17 protein-coding genes are annotated in these 19715 nt (G+C 72.1%); 8 read left to right on the top strand and 9 right to left on the bottom strand.

Annotation, left to right across the window (positions count from 1 at the left end):
• Window positions 1-10 precede the first annotated feature (10 nt).
• Window positions 11-994, top strand: a complete 984-nt coding sequence (locus AB0N03_RS10060; RefSeq protein WP_364368258.1) for an asparaginase — start codon at window positions 11-13, stop codon at window positions 992-994.
• Between the two features lie 126 nt (window positions 995-1120).
• On the opposite strand, the gene AB0N03_RS10065 is transcribed toward AB0N03_RS10060, so the two are convergent.
• The 3 genes from AB0N03_RS10065 to AB0N03_RS10075 form a co-directional block, all read right to left on the bottom strand.
• Window positions 1121-1600 (bottom strand): cysteine dioxygenase family protein, encoded by a 480-nt coding sequence (locus AB0N03_RS10065; protein ID WP_364368261.1) that lies wholly within the window; start codon window positions 1598-1600, stop codon window positions 1121-1123.
• A 274-nt stretch (window positions 1601-1874) separates the two neighbouring features.
• A complete protein-coding gene (locus AB0N03_RS10070; protein ID WP_364368264.1) occupies window positions 1875-2891 on the bottom strand; it encodes an NAD(P)H-dependent glycerol-3-phosphate dehydrogenase in 1017 nt (338 codons plus the stop codon).
• Complete coding sequence (locus AB0N03_RS10075) at window positions 2891-3610, bottom strand: lysophospholipid acyltransferase family protein (RefSeq protein WP_364368266.1); 720 nt, start codon at window positions 3608-3610, stop codon at window positions 2891-2893. The genes AB0N03_RS10070 and AB0N03_RS10075 overlap by 1 nt, the downstream gene beginning before the upstream one ends.
• A gap of 508 nt (window positions 3611-4118) precedes the next feature.
• On the opposite strand from AB0N03_RS10075, the gene cofC reads away from it, so the two are divergent.
• Genes cofC through AB0N03_RS10090 form a run of 3 tightly spaced genes read left to right on the top strand, consistent with a single transcriptional unit; the run spans window position 4119 to window position 8131 of the window.
• Window positions 4119-4754, top strand: coding sequence for a 2-phospho-L-lactate guanylyltransferase (gene cofC, locus AB0N03_RS10080; RefSeq protein ID WP_364368269.1), 636 nt, complete (start codon window positions 4119-4121; stop codon window positions 4752-4754).
• 42 nt (window positions 4755-4796) lie between these two features.
• Window positions 4797-7181 (top strand): RNA degradosome polyphosphate kinase, encoded by a 2385-nt coding sequence (locus AB0N03_RS10085; RefSeq protein ID WP_364368272.1) that lies wholly within the window; start codon window positions 4797-4799, stop codon window positions 7179-7181.
• Complete coding sequence (locus tag AB0N03_RS10090; RefSeq protein WP_364368275.1) at window positions 7178-8131, top strand: NUDIX hydrolase; 954 nt, start codon at window positions 7178-7180, stop codon at window positions 8129-8131. The genes AB0N03_RS10085 and AB0N03_RS10090 overlap by 4 nt, the downstream gene beginning before the upstream one ends.
• 79 nt (window positions 8132-8210) lie before the next feature.
• On the opposite strand, the gene AB0N03_RS10095 is transcribed toward AB0N03_RS10090, so the two are convergent.
• From AB0N03_RS10095 to leuC, 4 genes are all read right to left on the bottom strand, one after another.
• A complete protein-coding gene (locus AB0N03_RS10095; RefSeq protein WP_364368278.1) occupies window positions 8211-11048 on the bottom strand; it encodes a BTAD domain-containing putative transcriptional regulator in 2838 nt (945 codons plus the stop codon).
• Between the two features lie 611 nt (window positions 11049-11659).
• The gene (locus tag AB0N03_RS10100; protein WP_364368281.1) at window positions 11660-12295 is read right to left on the bottom strand and encodes an HU family DNA-binding protein; all 636 of its coding nucleotides are present in this window, start codon (window positions 12293-12295) and stop codon (window positions 11660-11662) included.
• A gap of 242 nt (window positions 12296-12537) precedes the next feature.
• The gene (gene leuD / locus AB0N03_RS10105; protein WP_364368284.1) at window positions 12538-13140 is read right to left on the bottom strand and encodes a 3-isopropylmalate dehydratase small subunit; all 603 of its coding nucleotides are present in this window, start codon (window positions 13138-13140) and stop codon (window positions 12538-12540) included.
• A gap of 20 nt (window positions 13141-13160) precedes the next feature.
• Window positions 13161-14594: a 3-isopropylmalate dehydratase large subunit gene (gene leuC / locus AB0N03_RS10110; protein ID WP_364368287.1), complete on the bottom strand. Its 1434-nt coding sequence runs from the start codon at window positions 14592-14594 to the stop codon at window positions 13161-13163.
• Window positions 14595-14738: 144 nt separating this feature from the next.
• Between leuC and AB0N03_RS10115 the strand changes: the two genes are divergently transcribed.
• Window positions 14739-15440 (top strand): IclR family transcriptional regulator, encoded by a 702-nt coding sequence (locus AB0N03_RS10115; protein WP_051183801.1) that lies wholly within the window; start codon window positions 14739-14741, stop codon window positions 15438-15440.
• A gap of 163 nt (window positions 15441-15603) precedes the next feature.
• Here AB0N03_RS10115 and AB0N03_RS10120 read toward each other — a convergent pair whose 3' ends face one another.
• Window positions 15604-15918 carry a nuclear transport factor 2 family protein gene (locus AB0N03_RS10120; RefSeq protein WP_364368291.1) on the bottom strand — a complete coding sequence of 105 codons (315 nt, stop codon included), beginning with the start codon at window positions 15916-15918 and terminating at the stop codon, window positions 15604-15606.
• 100 nt (window positions 15919-16018) lie between these two features.
• Here AB0N03_RS10120 and AB0N03_RS10125 point away from each other — a divergent pair, with 100 nt between their 5' ends.
• Window positions 16019-16270, top strand: a complete 252-nt coding sequence (locus tag AB0N03_RS10125) for a hypothetical protein (protein WP_364368294.1) — start codon at window positions 16019-16021, stop codon at window positions 16268-16270.
• A gap of 52 nt (window positions 16271-16322) precedes the next feature.
• Window positions 16323-16898, top strand: coding sequence for a hypothetical protein (locus AB0N03_RS10130; RefSeq protein ID WP_364368296.1), 576 nt, complete (start codon window positions 16323-16325; stop codon window positions 16896-16898).
• Window positions 16899-16973: 75 nt separating this feature from the next.
• On the opposite strand, the gene AB0N03_RS10135 is transcribed toward AB0N03_RS10130, so the two are convergent.
• On the bottom strand, window positions 16974-19037 hold the full coding sequence (locus tag AB0N03_RS10135) for a glycoside hydrolase family 3 C-terminal domain-containing protein (protein ID WP_364368299.1): 2064 nt from the start codon (window positions 19035-19037) through the stop codon (window positions 16974-16976).
• Window positions 19038-19198: 161 nt separating this feature from the next.
• On the opposite strand from AB0N03_RS10135, the gene AB0N03_RS10140 reads away from it, so the two are divergent.
• Window positions 19199-19696, top strand: coding sequence for a hypothetical protein (locus AB0N03_RS10140; protein WP_364368301.1), 498 nt, complete (start codon window positions 19199-19201; stop codon window positions 19694-19696).
• The last annotated feature ends 19 nt before the right edge of the window (window positions 19697-19715 follow it).

Here is a 19715-nt window from a genome sequence, read left to right on the forward strand (position 1 = left end):
GGGTGACGGCATGGCACGTCCCTTGATCGCCGTCGCCACGCTGGGCGGCACCATCTCGATGGCCCCCGTCTCCGGTGAGGGCGGCGCCGTCCCCCGCCTCGGCGCTTCGGAACTGCTCGGTGGCCTCGGCGAGCTCCCGATGGACGTGCTGGCCGAGACCCTCGCCGGGATCGGCAGCGCGTCACTGGACTTCGCGACGCTGCTGCGGTGCCGCGAGTGGGGGCTGCGGCAGGACGCCGACGGGTTCGTCGTCGTGCAGGGGACGGACACCCTGGAGGAGACGGCGTACTTCCTGGAGCTGTGCTGGCCGTCGGAGGTCCCGGTGGTGATCACCGGGGCGATGCGCAACGCGGGCCTGCTCAGCCCGGACGGCCCGGCGAACCTGCGGGGCGCCCTGACAGTGGCGGCCGATCCGCGCAGCCGCGGCCGCGGCGTGCTGGTGACGCTGAACGACGACGTCCACGCGGCGCGCTGGGTGCGGAAGGCGCATTCGAGCCACCTGGAGGCGTTTTCGTCGGCGCCGGCGGGTCCGCTCGGCATGCTCGTCGAGCGGGCGGTGCACTGGTTCCACCCGTCGCCGCCGCGGCCGCCCGCCTTGTCCGGGACGGACTTTTCGGGGCTGGTCCCGGTGGTGGAAGCGGGATTGGACGACTCGGGCGCGGTGCTCTCGCACGTGGCTTCGCAGCCGGGCGTGCGCGGAGTCGTGGTGGCGGCGACGGGCGCGGGCCACGTGTCTTCCGCGACGGCGGATGTGATTTCGCGACTGGTGGCGTCGGTGCCGGTGGTCGTCGCGTCCCGGACGGGCGCGGGGCCGACGCTGCGGTCGACGTACGGCTTCCACGGTTCCGAGTCGAGCCTGATCGCGATGGGCGCGACGATGGCCGGCTGGCTGGACGCGCGCAAGTCGCGGATCCTGCTGCACACGCTGCTCGCGGGCGGCGCGGACCGGGAGGCGATCGAGCGCGAGTTCCGCGCTCGCGGCGACCTGGACTAGGCAGGCCCCGAGCGCCCCAATGTGGCCTTGGTTGCGTTGAACGCACCGAAGGCCGCCTTGGGTGCGTTGAACGCACCGAAGGCCGCCTTGGGGCGCTGGCGGGCCGCCAACAGCGCGAGCCGGTCGTCAGTCCAGGACCGGGCCGCCCAGTGCGTCGAGGTGGTACGAGCGCATCGCGCGCTCCGCGTCGCGGTAGACGTGGATCGAGATCGCCGGGTCCGGGCCGTCGTTGCGCACCTCGTGCACGTACCCCGGACCGAACACCCGCGACTGCCCCGCCGAGAGCGCGTGCAGCTCGGTGACCGCGCGGCCGCCCGGCGCGCGGCGGGCCACCGCCTCCGTCAGGTGGCCGCTGACCAGCGTGAACGCGCCACTGGCGAACGCGTGGTCGTGCAGGTCGGTGCGCTGGCCGGGCAGCCAGCTCATCAGCCAGACCTCCTGCTGCTCGTCCTTCTCGACGAGCGTCGCGAAGCGCTGGTCGGGGTCGTAGCGCAGCAGGTGCTTCCAGCGGTCGCGATCGGCGGCGACCTCCAGCGCGACGCGCACCGGGTGGCGCAACGCGGGGTTCTCGGGACGCAGCAGGGTGTTGTCCGGAACGGCGAACATGAGGGTCCTCACGGCAGAGAAAGGGGAGTGTCGAACTGGGCCGGGGCGGGGTTCACCGACAACAGCGACACGCGCACATGACGGCGCCGAGGCCGTGGCGGCCCCGCAGCTCAGTCATCTCGTGCGCGAACATGGCGACCAGAGTTCCGCACCACCGCGGCCCGGTCAAGCCGCTCCCAGCATCCGGGCGGTAGGTCACACCGCCGGGCGAAAGGCCGTGAAGGCCCCCTTCACGGCATCTTGGGCCGGTAAGGAGGCCTTCACGGCTTTCGCGTCAGGACCACTCGTGCTTCTGCGAGCGGCCCAGCAGCTCCGCGCCCGCCTGACGCGGGTCGACACCCTCGTGGCACACGCGGTGCATCGCGTCGGTGATCGGCATGTCGACACCGACGCTCGTGGCCAGCGCCCGGATCGACGAGCACGACATGACGCCCTCGGCGACCTGTCCCCCGCCCGCCGCCTGCGCCTGTTCGAGGGTCTCGCCGCGGCCGAGGCGCTCGCCGAACGTCCGGTTGCGCGAAAGCGGCGACGAGCACGTCGCGACCAGGTCGCCGACGCCGGCGAGCCCGGCGAACGTCAGCGGGTCGGCGCCCAGCTTCGCGCCGAGGCGGGCCATCTCGGCGAGGCCGCGGGTGATGAGCGTCGCCATCGTGTTGGTGCCGAGGCCGAGGCCCGCGGCCATCCCGGTGCTGAGCGCGATGACGTTCTTGCACGCGCCGCCGAGCTCGCAGCCGACGACGTCGGTGTTCGTGTACGGGCGGAAGTAGGAGTTGGCGCAGGCACGCTGGATCGCGACGGCGCGCTCGTGGTCGGCGCAGGCCAGCACCGACGCGGACGGCTGCCCGGCGGCGATCTCCTTGGCCAGGTTCGGCCCGGTGACGACCACGACCTCGCCGGAGTCGATCCCGACGATCTCGCCGATCACCTCGCTCATCCGCTTGAGCGTGCCGAGCTCGACGCCCTTGGCGAGGCTGACGAGGATCGCGTCGGGCGGCAGCAGGCCGCGCCACGACGTCAGGTTCGCGCGCAGGCTCTGGCTGGGCACCGCGAGCACGACGGCCTGGGCTCCTTCGAGGGCCTTCGCCGGGTCGCTGGTGGCGGTGATGTTCTGCGGCAGGCCGACGCCGGGCAGGTAGGCGCTGTTGACGTGCCGCTCGCGGATGTCGTCGGCGACCTGCTCGCGGCGCGCCCACAGGGTGACGTCGCGGCCGGCGTCGCCGAGCACCTTCGCGAAGGCGGTACCCCACGAGCCGGCCCCGAGCACGGTGACCCGCTGGACGTCGGCGCGCATCAGGCGGGGTCCTCCGGCTTCGCCGACGGCGGTTCCTCGTGGCGGATCTCGCCGAGCAGGCGGGTGACGTCGTCCATCATGACCTTGGTGACCTCCCGCAGCTTCGACGCGCTGCGCGCATTGCCTTCGCGGTAGGCCGAGAGGTCGATCGGGTCGCCGACCTGGTGGGTGATGGTCTTGCGCGGGAAGGGGGTGAACTTCTTGGTGTAGCCGTTGAAGAGCTGGCCGGTGCCCCAGCGCGCGATGGGGATCACGGGGACGTCGTTCTGCAGCGCGAGCCGCGCGGCGCCGGTGAAGGACTCCTTCGGCCAGCCGGCGGGGTCCTTGGTGATGGTGCCCTCGGGGTAGATGACGACGATCTTGCCGTCCTGCAGGGCCTGGTGCGCGGCCTTGAGGCTGTCCCCGGCGGCGGCCGAGCCCCGCGAAACCGGGATCTGCCCCGAACCGACGAAGACCTTCCCGAAGACCGGGGTCCGGGTGAGGCTCTCTTTGCCGAGGAAGCGGGGCACGCGCTTCGCGCGGTGCACGAACACGGCGTCGACGACGGGATCGAGGTGCGAGACGTGGTTCAGGACGAGCAAAGCCGGCCCTTCCCGCGGAACCTTTTCGTCCCCGACGTAGACCCGCCGCGCGATCGCGGTGAGCGGGTAGAACACGGCGGCGGCCAAACCCACCCAGAAGCCGCCCTTCTCACGCCGGGCCACGATCTCCTCCTCCACACGTCAAGTCCGTCCCAGATCCTGCCGCGCCGAGGTGAAGGCGGTCCAGGGAGGGTGCCTTCGACGAGGTCGAGGCGGTGATCGGCGGGTGTCGCGCCGGGTACGGTGGCGGGTCTGGTGGCGTCCTGAATGAGTCATTCAGGTCTTGGGAGGTCCTCAATGACTCATTCAAGACCTTTGCCGGACCGCCCCGGCAACCGAGCCGGCCGAAGCCGTGTGCAGCCTCCCCACCACGCAGCCTCCCCACCACGCAGCCCCCCACCACGCCCGCCCGGCCGCCGACTGCCCGCAGCCCAGCCGCGCCGGCCAGCTGCGAAAGCAGCCCCGAACCCCCACAACGCAGGCCCACCCTCCCTGGGGGCCACCCCGTCTCGACGGTACCGCCCCCCACCGACGACAACCCGCCCCGAAGGCCACCCAACCGAGACTTGTCCACAACCCCCGTCGCCTGTGGACAACTCGCGCCTCCCGCCGACACCCACCCGCCGTTTCGGGTAAAGATGGACACGTGGACGTGGACCTGGTCGTGCCGATGAAACACCCTCGCGACGGCAAGTCGCGGCTGCGTGGCGCCGTCGAGGCCGAACACCACCCCGGTCTCGTCCTCGCCCTCGCCGCCGACACCCTCGCCGCCGTGGCCTCGAGCGCCCACGTCCGGCGCGTCCTGCTCGTCGCCGCCGATCCGGCCGCCGTCGCCGAACTCGCGCGGCTCGGGGTCGAGATCGTCGCGGAACCCGAGGAAAAAACCCTCAACGCCGCCTTCCGCCACGGCGCGGAGCTCCTCCGCGCCGACGATCCGCACTCCGTCGTCGGCGCCCTCCAGGCCGACCTTCCCGCCCTGCGCGCCGGCGACCTGGCCGACGCGATAGCCGAAGCCGCCGGGAAACGAGCCTTCGTCGCCGACCGCCAAGGCACCGGCACCACCCTCCTGCTGTCCGCCCCCGGCGCCGTCCTCGAGCCGCACTTCGGCCCGGGCTCGGCGCGGAAACACGCCGCCTCCGGGGCCGTCCCGCTCCGGGGTGAGTTCGCGAGCCTGCGCAGCGACGTCGACACCCCGGAAGACCTCGCCCACGTCCGCGGCCTGGGTGTCGGGAAACACACCGCGGCCCGCCTCGGCAAACCCCGCGCGGAGCTGTTCACCTGACCTTCACCGCGGCCTGCGCAATTCGGCGTGGCTTAGTGAAGAATGGAGGCCGTGAGCACAGAAGACGGCGGCACGCCCGCACCGCGGAGGCGACGGAACCCGGCGAACGGATCTTCGGAGACGGCGAAGAAGTCCACTCCCCGGGCGAACACCACGGCCAAGAAGGTCCCGTCGAAATCCACCGCGCGCGACACCGCCGCCCGTGCCACCGCCGGCAAGGCGAGAACCCGCAAGACCACTTCCGCGGCCGTCACCCCGGCGTCGAACCGGCGCCGCAGCTCCGCGCAGGGCAACCCGCGCGGCGCCGAGGAGTTCCGCGCCGTCCCCTCGGCGCCGCCCGCCGTCACCGCGACCGCCCCGACGGCCACCGAGACGCTGCCGGACGACCGGTACTTCAACCGCGAGCTCTCGTGGCAGGACTTCAACGCCCGTGTGCTTGCGCTGGCCGAGGACGAGTCGCAGCCGCTGCTCGAACGCACGAAGTTCCTCGCGATCTTCGCGTCCAATCTGGACGAGTTCTACATGGTCCGCGTCGCCGGCCTGAAGCGCCGCGACGAGACCGGCCTGCTGGTGCGCAGCGCGGACGGGCTCACCCCCCGCGAGCAGCTCGACTACATCGCCAAGCGCAACCAGGACCTGGTCGAGCAGCAGACCGGCGCGTTCGAGAAGAGCCTGCGCCCGCTGCTCGCCGAGCACGACATCCTGATCGTCGGCTGGGCCGACCTCTCCGGCGCCGACCAGCTCCGGCTGTCCAGCTACTTCTCCGAGCAGATCTTCCCGGTGCTGACGCCGCTGGCCGTCGACCCGGCGCACCCCTTCCCGTACATTTCGGGTCTTTCGCTGAACCTCGCGGTCACGGTCCGCGACCCGGAGGGCGGCACCGAGCGCTTCGCCCGGGTGAAGGTGCCGAGCAACGTCGCGCGCCTGATGCGCGTCGAGACCGAGCGGACCAGCCGGACGGCGACGTTCCTGCCCCTCGAAGAGCTCATCGCCGCGCACCTCGGCGAGCTGTTCACCGGGATGGACGTCACCGAGCACCACGTCTTCCGCGTCACCCGCAACGCCGACTTCGAGGTCGACGAAGACCGCGACGAAGACCTCCTGCAGGCCCTCGAGCGCGAGCTGGCGCAGCGCCGGTTCGGCCCGCCGGTGCGCCTCGAGGTCGCGCAGGACATGAGCGAGCACATGCTCGAGCTGCTGCTGCGCGAGCTGGACGTCGACCCGGCCGACGTCGTCGAGGTGCCCGGCCTGCTCGACCTGACCTGCCTGCACCAGCTGTCCGGAGTGGACCGCAAGGAGCTGAAGGACCGGCCGTTCGTGCCGGCGACGCACCCGGCGTTCGGCGAGCGCGAGACGCCGAAGAGCGTCTTCGCGACGCTGCGTGAGGGTGACGTGCTGGTGCACCACCCGTACGACTCGTTTTCCACGAGCGTCCAGCGGTTCATCGAGCAGGCGGCGGCCGACTCGAAGGTCCTCGCGATCAAGCAGACGCTGTATCGGACGTCGGGCGACTCGCCGATCGTCGACGCGCTGATCGACGCCGCGGAGGCGGGCAAGCAGGTCGTCGCGCTGGTCGAGATCAAGGCGCGGTTCGACGAGCAGGCGAACATCACCTGGGCGCGGACGCTGGAGCGCGCGGGCGTGCACGTCGTGTACGGCCTGGTCGGGCTGAAGACGCACTGCAAGGTGTCGATGATCGTGCGCCAGGAGGGCTCGACCATCCGCCGCTACTGCCACATCGGCACCGGCAACTACAACCCGAAGACCGCGCGGCTCTACGAGGACATCGGCCTGTTCACCGCCGACCCGAGCATCGGCGCGGACGTCACCGACCTCTTCAACGTGCTGACCGGCTACTCCCGCCAGGACACCTACCGGACGATCCTCACGTCGCCGCACGGCATCCGCCGGGGCATCGTCCGCGCGATCGGCGAGGAGATCGAGCTGGCGCGGGCCGGGCAGAACGCCGGTATCCGGATCAAGTGCAACTCGCTGGTCGACGAGCAGATCATCGACGCGCTCTACCACGCCTCGCAGGCCGGCGTGCCGGTCGAGATCGTGGTGCGCGGGATCTGCACGCTGAAGCCCGGCGTCGAGGGGCTTTCCGAGAACATCCACGTCCGGTCGATCCTCGGCCGGTTCCTGGAGCACTCGCGGGTGTTCCACTTCCGCGCCGGCGGCACGCACTGGATCGGCAGCGCGGACATGATGCACCGGAACCTGGACCGCCGGATCGAAGCGCTGGTGCGCGTCAAGGATCCGAAGCTGACCGGGCAGCTCGACAACATCTTCGACTCGGCGCTCGACCCGGCGACGCGGTGCTGGGTGCTGACCGCGAGCGGCGAGTGGTCGCCGTTCCCGGCCGACGGCTCGCGGGTGCGCGATCACCAGCTGGAGCTGGCGAAGCTGCACGGGGCCGCCGGATGACCCAGGAGGTCCGGGCGGCCGGCGCGGTGCTGTGGCGCGGCGCCGGAAAGGCGGCCGAAGTCGCCTTGGTGCACCGCCCGCGGTACGACGACTGGTCGTTGCCGAAGGGGAAGCTCGACCCGGGCGAGACGACCGCCGAGGCCGCCGTACGGGAAGTGAAGGAAGAGACCGGGTTCGACGCCGTCCTGGGCCGGTACCTGGCCCGGACGGCGTACCCGGTGCCCGCGCGCCACGGCTCCGGGATGGTCCCGAAGACGGTCGACTACTTCAGCGCCGAAGCCGTGTCCGGTGCGTTCGCCGCGAACGACGAGGTCGACGAGCTGTGCTGGCTCGACCCGACAGCGGCGGAGAAGCTGCTGACGCGGCCGGAAGACGTGCGGGTGCTGCGCGCGTTCTGCGCGGTGCCGGCGGCCCTGACGACGCTGGTGCTGGTGCGGCACGCGAAGGCGGGCAAGCGCGACGAGTGGAACGGCGACGACGACCTCCGGCCGTTGTCGGAGGCGGGGCTGCGGCAGGCGTCGGCGTTGCGGCGGGTGCTGGCGCTTTACGCGCCGGACCGGGTGCTGTCGGCGCCGCGGCTGCGGTGCGTGCAGACGGTGCACGGCGTCGCCGACGACACCGGCATCGAGGTCCGGCACGAGCCGCTGCTGTCGGAAGAGGGGTACTGGCCTGACCCGGTGCTGGGCGTCGCGCGGCTGCTGGCGATCGCGGGCGACGGCGGGACACCGGTGGTGTGCAGCCAGGGCGGCGTGATCCCGGACCTGGTCAGCGCGCTGGCCGACCGCGACGGCGTGGAGCTCCCGGCGGCGCGCGGCGGCGTGGTGCCGAGCAAGAAAGGCTCGTTCTGGGTGCTGTCGTTCCGCGCGCCGACGGCCGAAGACGGCCCGGTGCTGCTCGCGGCCGACTACCACCCCAGCGCCCTGCCGACCCCTTCCCCCAGCCACCGCTGAGCGCCCGCGGCGGGCCGCGACAGTGCGGTGACAGTAGATCTTGGTGTACTGGGTACGGGTCCCGCTGGGCTGCGCCGGGCTAGGGGTACGGCGCATCCCGGGACGGGGGCCCGTCTGTCGGCACCGTCGCCAGCAGGGCTCGGATCTCCGGGATGCGGGGATCGCCGAGGCGCTGGCAGACGGTCAGCGCCTCGGCCCAATGCTCCCGCGCCTCCTCGCTCCGGCCGGTGCGGAGCTTGAGGCGGCCGAGCGTGATCCGGACGTCGATGGTGCCGTAGTCGGCGTTCAGCTCCTTCAGCTCGGCGAGCGCTTCCAGACCCGCCTTCTCCGCTTCGGCCTGTCGCCCGGCCCCTTCCAGCGCTTCGGCGACGTTTCCCAGCGCCAGCGCCGCGTGGTAGCGGTCGCCCAGGTCGGCGAACGCCTGGTGCGCGGCCTGCGCGGCTTCGGCGGCGTTGTCGTAGTTGCGCAGGCCGATGCGGCTGGCGCTGACGTTGAGGAGGGCGTGCGGCACGAACGTCCGCTGGCCGTGGTCGCGCGCGAGACGAACCGCTTGAAGGGCGTAGCGCTCGGCTTCGGCGTACTCGGCCCGGACGTAGTACGCCCCGGCGAGGTTGGAGAGGATCGCCACGGCCAGCGCCGTGCCGTCGCCGGCCTCGGACGCCGCACGCGCTTCCTCGAGGGCTTCGAGCGCCTTGTCGGGCTGGAGGGTGCGCAGGTAGGCCGAGCCGAGGTTGTTGGCGCTGTACTGCAGGCCGGTGTTGTCGCCCGCGTCGCGCGTGGCGGTGACGGCCGTGCTGGCGGTCGTGATCCAGTCGTCGCGGTCGTGGCGTTCGGCGAAGAACCCGCGCAGCAGCCACGCGAGCTTCCAGGCGTGGGCGGTGAAGCCGTTCCCGGCGGCGACGCCGACGAGCGCGGTGAGGGCCGTGCGTTCGGTCGTGTACCAGGCGATCGTCTGTTCGTGCTGGGCGAACCGGATGGCGGGCACCGGGGCGGGGCCGAGGGTGATGTCGTCGGTGAGCAGGTCGGGGCGGACGAGCTTGGTCGCTTCGGCGACGCTCGCGAGGTACCAGTCGAGGAGCCGGCGCCGCGCCTGCGCGCGTTCGGCCGCCGTCGTCTCGGTTTCGACGAGTTCGGCGGCGTAGACGCGCAGGAGGTCGTGGAACTGGTAGCGGTCGGTGCCGGGCTGGTTGAGCAGGTGCGCGGCGGCGAGCTGGTCGGCGAGCTCGCGGGCCTCCCGCAGGTCCGCCCCGGCCAGCGCGGCGGCCGAGGACAGGCTGAAGCCGTGGCCGGGGTGCAGGCCCAGCAGCCGGAAGAAGCGCGCGGCGGCCGGGCGCAACGCCTTGTACGACCACGAGAACGCGGCCCGCAGGTCGGTGCCGGCGTCCTGCGGGTCGCGCAGCGTGTCGAGCCGCAGCCGCTGGTCGCGCAGCTCTTCGACGATCCCCGCGAGCGAGACGCCGGAAAACCGCGACGCGCGTTCCCCGGCCAGCGCCAGTGCCAGCGGGAGACGGCCGCAGAGCTGGACGAGCTCGGCGACGGCGGCGGGTTCGGCGGCGAGGCGCTGCGGCCCGACGCTGCCGGCGAGCAGCGCGGTGGCGTCCTGGTCGTCGAAGGAGCGCAAGGCGATCCGGCGGGCGCCGTCGCGCGCGACGACGCCCCGCAGCTGGTTGCGGCTGGTCACGACGACGAGGTTGCCGGGGCCGGGCAGGAGCGGACGGACCTGGTCGGCGTCGCGCGCGTTGTCGAGCAGCATCAGCGTCCGGCTGCCGGCCAGCCGGCTGCGCAGGAGCGCCGAGCGTTCCTCCACTGTGGAAGGCAGCGTCTCGGCAGGCTCGCCGAGGGCGCGCAGGAAGCCGGCCAGGGCGGCGTCCGGGGTGACCGGCGTGTCCGCGGAGTGCCCGCGCAGGTCGAGGAACAGCTGGCCGCCGGGGAAGCGGTCGCGGACGCGGTGCGACCAGTGCACGGCCAGCGACGTCTTCCCGACGCCGGCGGTGCCTTCGATGACGACGATGCCGGACGCGCCGCCGGGCGGGAGGCGGTCGAGCTCGGCGAGTTCGGGGCCGCGGCCGGTGAACCCCGCGACGTCGAAGGGCAGCTGCCGCGGCACGGTGTGGCCGGCGGGTTCGGTGTCGGCGGCGAGCAGTTCGGCGTGCAGGCTGCGCAGGTCCTCCCCCGGCTCGACGCCCAGCTCGTCGGCCAGCAGCGAGCGAAGCCCGGCGTAGCGGGCCAGCGCTTCGGCGCGGCGGCCGGACCGGGCCAGGACGCGCACCAGCCGTTCCCACAACGATTCCCGCAGCGGGTGCTGGGCGACGAGGTCGGTGAGCTCGGCGATGAGCCGGGCATCGGGGACGAGCCCGGCGTCGAGGTCGATGCGCTGCTCCACGGCGAAGAGGTACCGCTCGGTCAGCAGCGGGCCCCATTCCGCGGCGAGCGCGGGGGAACCGACGCCTTCGAGGGGCGTGCCGCCCCAGGCGGCGAGCCCGGCGGTGAGCAGTCTCCGGCGACGGGCGGGTTCTGTCGCGGCGGCGGCCTGGTCGAGGGTGCGGAGGAAGCGCAGCGCGTCCACCCGGGACGGGTCGACGACCAGCCGGTACCCGTCCGGTTCGGTGACGACGGTGTCTTCGCCGCACAGCCGGCGCAGGCGCATGACGTAGGTCTGGAGGCTGCCGCGGATGTGCGCGGGCGGCTCTTCGCCCCAGACACCGCGAGCGAGAGCGTCGATCGACACCAGGCGGCCCGCGGACAAGGCCAGTGTCGCGAGCAGCGCGCGCTGCCGGGAACTGGTCAGCACGACCGGCGAACCGCCGACGAGCACCTGGAACGGGCCGAGCAGCCGGATCTCGATGGTGGTCGCCCCCAGGTTCGCACGCCGCCGGGCACCCGCCGGACGCGGACCCCGAGGAAGGCAGCGTGGCATCACTCGGCCGGGCGCTCAAGCAACTTTGCGAAATTGGGCGGAACCGGTCCCGGGGCGATCGGTGGTCCGAGCGGGTGGTGCACGGGTCCCGTTCGGACGGCCGATCTTGGCAGTGGGTAACGCGGGAGTACCTCCACCGGTCCCGCACCGCCGGTCCCCGCACCGGAAGGGTCGGCTCGCGTACCCAGACCGTCGGATCACGTACCCAGTGGGTCGGTTCACGAGCCTGGAGAGTCGGATCACGTACCCGCAGGGTCGGTTTAAAAGCCGACCGTCCGGGCACACTTACCGACTTCCCAGGTACGCGAGCCGACTCTCCAGGTACGCGAGCCGACTCCCCCGGTACGTGAGCCGACCCTCTGGGCACGCGGGTCGACTTCTTGGGGACGTGAGCCGACTCCTCGCGCATCGCGGTCTCGCACCCTCCGAGCCGGGTCGCTTCTCCCCACCTGGCCCGAAACGATCGCTTTCCCCACCGGGCCCGGAAACGCGGCAGGGCCCCGCGCACGTCGGCGCGGGGCCCTGCCGGAAAAGTCACTCGCCCAGCGAGGATCACCCCCTGGGGACCCCCCGATTTCACGTTACCGCAGGGGTCCGACAGTTTCGGGCGGTCAGCTCTTCTTCGCCGCCGTGGTCCGCCTGGCGGGTGCCTTGGCGGCCGTCGTCTTGCGGGCCGTCGTGGTCTTCGCCGCCGTCGTCTTCCGGGCCGTCGTGGACTTCGCCGCCGTCGTCGGCTTCGCCGCGGCCGACTTGGCCGCCGTCGTCTTCGGGGCCGCCTTGGCCCGCGTCGTGGTCGTCTTCGGGGCCGCCTTCGCCGCTGTCGCGCGCGTTGTCGTCGCCGGCTTCGCCGCCGTCGCGCGCGTGGTGGCCGGCTTGGCCGCAGCCGCGCGGGGCGTCGTCGCCCGCGTCGTCGTGGATGCGCGGGCGCCCGCCGTCGCACGTTTGACCGGCGCCGCCTTGGCCAGCTTCTTCGCGCCGGAAATCACGTCCTTGAAGGTGGTCCCGGCGCGGAACGCGGGCACGTTGGTCTTCTTGACCCGCACAGCCTCACCCGTACGCGGGTTCCGGGCCGTCCGCGCCGCGCGGGCACGCTTCTCGAACACACCGAAGCCGGTGATGTTGACCTTTTCACCCTTGTTGACCGTCCGGATGATGATGTCGACCAGACCGTCGACCGCCTCGGAAGCGGCCTTCTTGTCGCCCAGGCGCTCCGTCAGCGCCTCGATCAGCTGGGCCTTGTTGGCCATACCAGTCCTCCAAGAAGGAAGTACTCGTCCACGGCCACGTCGGGCCGACTAGCGACACGGTATTACCAAGGCAGCACAAATTCCAAACGGCACGCGGAATCTTTCCCTTGCCGGGGGACGGGTTCCGCCTCGCGAGAGGACCCCGTGAAGGGCCTTCGGAGGACCGTTCGGCGTCGTGTCGAAAGCCGGCCGATCGGGGCGGAATCCCTTGCGCGGCAGGGAATTCCGCCCCCCGAAAGAACCTAGCCGGCGGCGACCGGGGTGGTCGTCGGCTTCCAGGACGGGCGGGTCGCCTCGAAGCCGTCGATCTCACCGGCATGGCGCAACGTGAGAGCGATGTCGTCGAGGCCTTCGAGCAGCCGCCAGCGGACGTAGTCGTCGATCTGGAAGGGCGCGGTGAAGTCCTTGGCCCGCACGGTCTTGGTCTCGAGGTCGACCGTGACCTCGGTGCCGGGCTCGTTTTCGAGCAGCTTCCAGAGCAGCTCGACGTCGTGCTGCTCGCACTGCGCGGCCACCAGGCCGCCCTTGCCGGAGTTGCCGCGGAAGATGTCGGCGAACCGGGCGGAGATGACGGCCCGGAAGCCGTAGTCCATCAGCGCCCAGACGGCGTGCTCGCGGGACGAGCCGGTGCCGAAGTCCGGGCCCGCGACCAGCACGCTGCCGCTCTTGAACGGCTCGGAGTTGAGGATGAAGTCCTGGTCACCGCGCCAGGCGGCGAACAGGCCGTCCTCGAAGCCGGTGCGGGTCACCCGCTTGAGGTAGACCGCCGGGATGATCTGGTCGGTGTCCACGTTGGACCGGCGCAGCGGGACGCCGATGCCGGTGTGCTGGGTGAACGGTTCCATGGTGGGAGCTCCTCTCGGGGTCAGCGGGTGGCGGTGAGCAGGTCTTCCGGGGACGACAGCGTGCCCCGGACGGCCGTGGCGGCGGCCACCAGCGGCGACACCAGGTGCGTCCGGCCGCCCTTGCCCTGCCGGCCCTCGAAGTTGCGGTTCGACGTCGACGCGCTGCGCTCGCCCGGCTTCAGCTGGTCCGGGTTCATGCCCAGGCACATCGAGCAGCCGGCCTGGCGCCACTCGGCGCCCGCGGCGGTGAAGACCTCGTCGAGGCCCTCCTCCTCGGCGGCCTTGCGCACGCGCATCGAGCCGGGAACCACCAGCATGCGGACCGAGTCCGCTACCTTCCGCCCGCGCAGCACCTCGGCCGCGGCCCGCAGGTCCTCGATCCGGCCGTTGGTGCAGGAGCCGAGGAAGACGGTGTCGACCGAGATCTCCCGCAGCGGCGTCCCGGGCGTCAAGTCCATATAGGACAGCGCTTTTTCAGCGGCGATGCGGTCGTTCTCGTCCGGGATCAGCTCCGGGTCGGGCACCTCGGCACCCAGCGGGAGGCCCTGGCCGGGGTTGGTGCCCCAGGTCACGAACGGCGTCAGCGCGCTCGCGTCGAGGTGCACCTCGGCGTCGAACTCGGCGTCGTCGTCGGTGCGCAACTCCCGCCAGTTCTCGACGGCGGCGTCCCAGTCGGCGCCCTTCGGCGCGTGCGGACGGCCCTTCAGGTACTCGAACGTCGTCTCGTCCGGGGCGATCATCCCGGCGCGGGCGCCGGCCTCGATCGACATGTTGCAGACGGTCATCCGGGCCTCCATCGAGAGCGCCTCGATGGCCTTGCCGCGGTACTCCAGGATGTAACCCTGGCCGCCGCCGGTGCCGATCTTGGCGATCACCGCGAGGATGACGTCCTTCGCCGTGACGCCGGGACGCAGCTCACCGTCCACCGTGATCGCCATCGTCTTGAACGGACGCAGCGGCAGCGTCTGCGTCGCCATGACGTGCTCGACCTCGGACGTGCCGATGCCGAAGGCGATGCCGCCGAACGCGCCGTGCGTGGACGTGTGGCTGTCGCCGCAGACCACGGTCATCCCGGGCTGGGTCAGGCCGAGCTGCGGGCCGATGACGTGCACGATGCCCTGCTCGGCGTCACCCATCGGGTGCAGCCGGACCCCGAACTCCTTGCAGTTGCGGCGAAGGGTGTCGACCTGGGTGCGCGAGACCGGATCGGCGATGGGGAGCTCGATGTCGACGGTCGGGACGTTGTGGTCCTCGGTCGCGATGGTCAGGTCGGGGCGGCGCAGCGGCCGCCCGGCCAGGCGGAGGCCGTCGAAGGCCTGCGGGCTGGTCACTTCGTGCAGCAGGTGGAGGTCGATGTAGAGCAGGTCCGGTTCGGCGCCTTCCCCTCGGCGCACGAGGTGGCTTTCCCACACCTTCTCCGCCAGTGTGCGGGCCTTGCCGGTCGGGCTGGTCATCTCCGGCTCCTTCCACGGTTCGACGTCGGAACTCGGGCGCGCACCGCAGGGGGCGAATGCGAGCCGCGAAGGAGGGGCGCAGCTCGAGTTCAGGGTTTTCCCAGATACTGGACTTCCCAAAGTGCGGGACGCTAGTATCGGTTCGTGGGACAGCATAGCGGTATCGGAGTACTGGACAAAGCAGTGGCCGTTCTCCAGGCGGTCGCGGACGACCCCTGCGGCCTCGCGGAACTGTGCACGCGGACGGGCCTGCCCCGGGCCACCGCGCACCGGCTCGCGGTCGGGCTCGAGGTGCACCGGCTGCTGCGCCGGGGTCCCGACGGCCGCTGGCGTCCCGGTACGGCGCTGGCCGAGCTGGCCGGCGGTTCGACGGACCCGCTGCTCGACGCGGCGGGCGTGGTGCTGCCGAAGCTGCGGGACGTCACGGGCGAAAGCGTGCAGCTCTACCGACGCGACGGCGTGCAGCGCGTGTGCGTCGCGACGGCGGAGCCGCCGAGTGGCCTGCGCGACACGGTCCCGGTGGGCTCGCGGCTGCCGATGACGGCGGGCTCGGGCGCGAAGGTGCTGGCGGCGTGGGCGGATCCGCACACGCAGCGCACGATCCTGGCGGACGCGGTCTTCGGCGAGCGGACGCTGCTGGAGGTGCGCCGCCGCGGCTGGGCGCAGAGCGTGGCCGAACGCGAGCCCGGCGTGGCCAGCATTTCGGCGCCGGTCCGCGATTCGGCGGGCACGGTAGTGGCAGCGGTGTCGGTGTCGGGCCCGATCGAGCGCATCGGCCGCAAGCCGGGCGCCCGCTGGGCAGCGGACCTGCTCGCCGCGGCGGATGCGTTGCAGGAACGCCTGTAACTCCCGCCCCAGGAGTCACAGCGAAGCCAGTTCATGACGGTCGCCCAACGTCGCGAATGACTCATTCGGGACCTCCGGCGCCCCCAATGACTCATTCGCGACACCCGGCTCCGCGCGCGGACGTGACCTTGCCGGAGCCCTGGCGTTCACGGCGTCGCGTGGGTCAGGCTTGACCCGTTTCGAAGCGCGCCACCTTGCCGTCGCGAACCGTGAACGCCCACCGCGTCCGCATCGCGCCCCACGTCGAGTTCGAGTAGTTCGCCACGAACCTGCGACCCTCGTCCTCCGCGGTCTCCACCTCGAGGTGGCCCTGGCTGGAGAAGATCTCTTTTTCCGTCCACTCCGTCAGATCACGGTCCGTGCCGTCGTCGGACATCGTCGCGTCCGGGGTGAGCGCGGCTTGGAACGCTGTGCGGTCGCCCGCGTTCAGTGCGTCGATGAAAGCGCGCACCGCGGGGTCGCCGATCGAATCCGTCATGGGGTCATGGTGCACCGTTCGGGGGAACCTCGCGAAAGCCGCGTATTCGGTGACGGCGGTCACGTCTCCTTCAGGACAGCACCACGGAGGGGGAACGACCATGTTGAACAGAAGGGCGCTGGCGATGTTGCGGGCCGTCGGGGCGGGGCGGGCCGAGCTGACCTGCAGCTGCGAGCCGGACCTGCGGGTCGACGGGTTGCCGTGCTGCGACCAGGCGACGGCGCACGACCTGGCGCGGGCCGGGCTGATCCGGCCGGCGCGGGGGCCGGTCGTGGCCGTCGGGCAGTGGACGCGCGCGGAGCTGACCGACGACGGCCGGCTCGCGCTGGGCGGGACGCTCGCCGCGGCCTGAGGCAACCGCCGGGCCCGCTCGCGCGTGTACCCGCAAAGCGTGAGGGGAAGCCATGAAGATCGTCCCGGGACTGCTCGGCGCCTGCCTGCTGCTGGCCGCGTGTTCGGAGCCGCGTGCGGCCCCGCCGACCGTGACGGTGACGGCCCCGCCGACGCCCGCCACGGCACCGTCGGTCGACCCGGCGACGCTCGACTGGCTGGACGGCTTCTGCTCCGCCATCCACGGCTACCGGAAGCGCACCGGCGAGGAGGCGGCGCCGGGGACGTCCGTGCCGAACTCGGTCGAGGAAGCGCAGAAGGCGCTCAGCGAGGAGCTGGGCGGCATCGCCGACCGCACGGGCGAGGTGGTCGACCGGCTGACGGCGCTCCCGGCGGCCCCGGTGCCGCTGGCCGAGACGGTCCGGAAGGCGTTCGTCGGCAAGTTCACGACGGCCCGCGACCGCGCCCGCGACGCGAAGACCGCGCTGGACCGCGCGAAGCCGGGCGACGTGGCCTCGCAGGACCCGGCGGCGAAGGCGCTGCAGCAGGCCCAGCAGGACGTCGACGGCACGTACGACCCGGTCGCCCCGCTGGTGGAGTCCCGGGAGCTGGTGGCCGCGGCGGCGATCGCCCCCGGCTGCAAGGCCTGACCGACGCCGGTCGTGAGCGGGAAACAGTGTTCCTACCCTGTTTCCCGCTCACGACCACCTGCACCGAGGCCAGCCTCAGCGCCGCGTGAGGGGTGCCTGCAGCGGCAACGACCGCGACGAGTCGCCCACCTGCACCGTGAACCCGCCCTTCACCGGCCGCCAAGCGTGGCTGCCCGTGTCCCACGTCGAAAAGTCGCGCGCGTCCAGCTCGATCGTCACCCGCCGAGCCTGACCGGGGGCCAGCTCCACCCGCGAGAACCCCTTCAGCTGCCGCGGCGGCTCGCCCGCGGCCGCCGGGAAGCCCAGGTACAGCTGCGCCACCTCGGCGCCCGCCCGCTTGCCCGTGTTCCGGACCGTGAACGTCGCCGTCGCGCCATCGCGCGTGTTGCGCACCGACAGCCCCGAGAACGCGAACGTCGTGTACGACAGGCCGTGCCCGAACGGGAACAGCGGCGCGCGGCCCTGCGCGTCGAACCACCGGTAGCCGACCTGCAGCCCCTCCGAGTACGTCGCGACCCCGCCGACGCCCGGGAACTGCGCCGGCGTGTTCGCCGGGGTGTCCGCGTCCGCCGCGGGGAACGTGATCGGCAGCTTCGCCGACGGGTTGACGTCCCCGAACAGCACGCCCGCCACCGCGGCGCCGTCCTGCTGGCCCGGGTACCACGCCTGCAGGATCGCGGGCACCGACGACGCCCACGGCATCAGCACCGGCCCGCCGCTCTTCACCACGACCACGGTGCGCGGGTTCGCCGCCGCGACCGCCGCGACGAGCGCGTCCTGGTTGCCGTCCAAGGCCAGGCTCGCGCGGTCCTTGCCCTCGGCCTCGTTGTCGCCGACCATCACGACGGCGACGTCGGAAGTCCCCGCCAGCGAAGCCGCCCGCGCCGGGTCGCTGCCGTCGTCGAGGGTCACCGCGGCGCCCGGAACCCGCTGCTGCAGCCCCGGCAACGGGTCCACTGTGGACGTCGGAATGACGGCGGAGCTGCCCCCGCCGCCGGTCTTGGCCTTGGTCGCGAACGGCCCGATCAGCGCGATCGACTTCACCGCGCGGTCGTCGAGCGGCAGCTGGGCGTGTTCGTTGCGCAGCAGCACCATGCCGCGTTCGGCGAACTGCTTCGCGGCCGCGTCGTGCTGCGCGACCGGCAGCGGCGTCAGCACCGGCGGGTGGTCGAACTGCCCGAACGCGAACATCGTCCGGAACCGCGGCAGCAGCAGCTCGCCGACGCGCTGTTCGCTCACCTGCCCGGCGAGCACGGCCTGCTTCATCTTCTCGCCGTACCAGGTGCCGTCGATCATTTCGAGGTTCATGCCGGCGTTCGCCGACCCGACGGTGCTGTGCGCGGCACCCCAGTCGGACTGGACGAATCCCTTGAACCCCCAGTCGTCCCGCAGCTTGTCCTGCAGCAGCGCCGGGTTCTCGCACGTGAACACGCCGTTGATCTTCGGGTAGGCGCACATCACCGAGCCCGCGCGGCCTTCGGTGACCGCCTGCTCGAAGTGCGGCAGGTAGAGCTCGTTGAGGGTGCGTTCGTCGATGTGCTCGTCGATGCTCTGGCGCTGGGTCTCCTGGTTGTTCGCCGCGTAGTGCTTGACCTCGGCGATGGTGCCGTTCTCCTGGATGCCGCGGATGTCGGCGGCGCCCATGGCCCCGACGAGCACCGGGTCCTCCCCCATCCCCTCGAACGTCCGGCCGTTGCGCGGCACGCGGGCGATGTTGATGTCCGGGCCCTCGGAGACGTTGTGCGCGAGCGCGCGGGTTTCGTCGCCGATCAGGTGGCCGTAGCGGCGCGCGAGGCCGGTGTCGAACGTCGACGCCAGCGCCATCGTGGCCGGCAGCGCGGTCGCCGGCTTCTGCGGCTTGTCGTCGGCGGGGCCCATGCCGGCCGGGCCGTTGGCGATCCGGAAGCCGGGCACGCCGAGGCGGGGAATGGGTGGCACGAACCGCTGGTGCTCGGCGTCGGGCTGCAGGTGCAGCTGGGAGATCTTCTCGTCGAGCGTCATCGCGGCGACGAGCTCCGCGGCGCGGCGGTCGGGCGACTGGCGGGCGTCGCGCCAGGGCCGCGCGTCCGCGGTGGCGGTCGCGGGGACCGCGAGCGACAGTCCCAGTACCGCGGCAAGAACGAGCCGGCCGTTGCGCATCGAGTCTCCCTAGCCACCGAACGGGATCAACGGCGGACAAGCTAACGCATACGTGACCGGTAAACATAGACTCGATAGTCGTTCACGTACTTGAACATTTGGGGGACTCAACCGTTTTCCCGGCTCAGGCGTGGAGGGAGCACGAGAAGAGGGGGCGGCTCATGCTGCAGAAAACACTGATCGGACTAATGACGGCGGGAGCGGCGACACTCGCACTGGCGGCACCGGCGCACGCGGACCAGGCCGTCGTGTGGTCACTGACCCAGCAGGTCGAGCCGGGCGGGCAGATCCAGGCGGTCGTGTTCGCCGAGTGGGACGTCGGCTGCACGCCGAGCGGACCGGTCACCTCACGGGGCTTCACCGCGCCGCTGAGATGGACCGAGGGCGGCGACTGGGGCCGGCACGCCGGGTACACGACGGCGGTCCAGCGGCCCGGCACCTACCCGGCTTCGTTCCCGTGCTCCGACGGCCGACGGGCGACCGGTTCCTTCACCGTCACGGGGAACCCGCTGCCGACCAGGACGGCTCACCCGAAGCCGACCACCACGAAGCCGAAGCCGAATCCGCCGGTGACGTCGAAGGCGGCCGAGCCGGCGAAACCGCAGGTCACGGTGAAGCCGGCGGGCGCACCGCAGACCGGGGACGGCTCGCTGAGCTGACCCTCCACAAAGGACACCT

The sequence above is a fragment of the Amycolatopsis sp. NPDC051061 genome (genome assembly GCF_040682935.1).
Taxonomy (GTDB): domain Bacteria; phylum Actinomycetota; class Actinomycetes; order Mycobacteriales; family Pseudonocardiaceae; genus Amycolatopsis.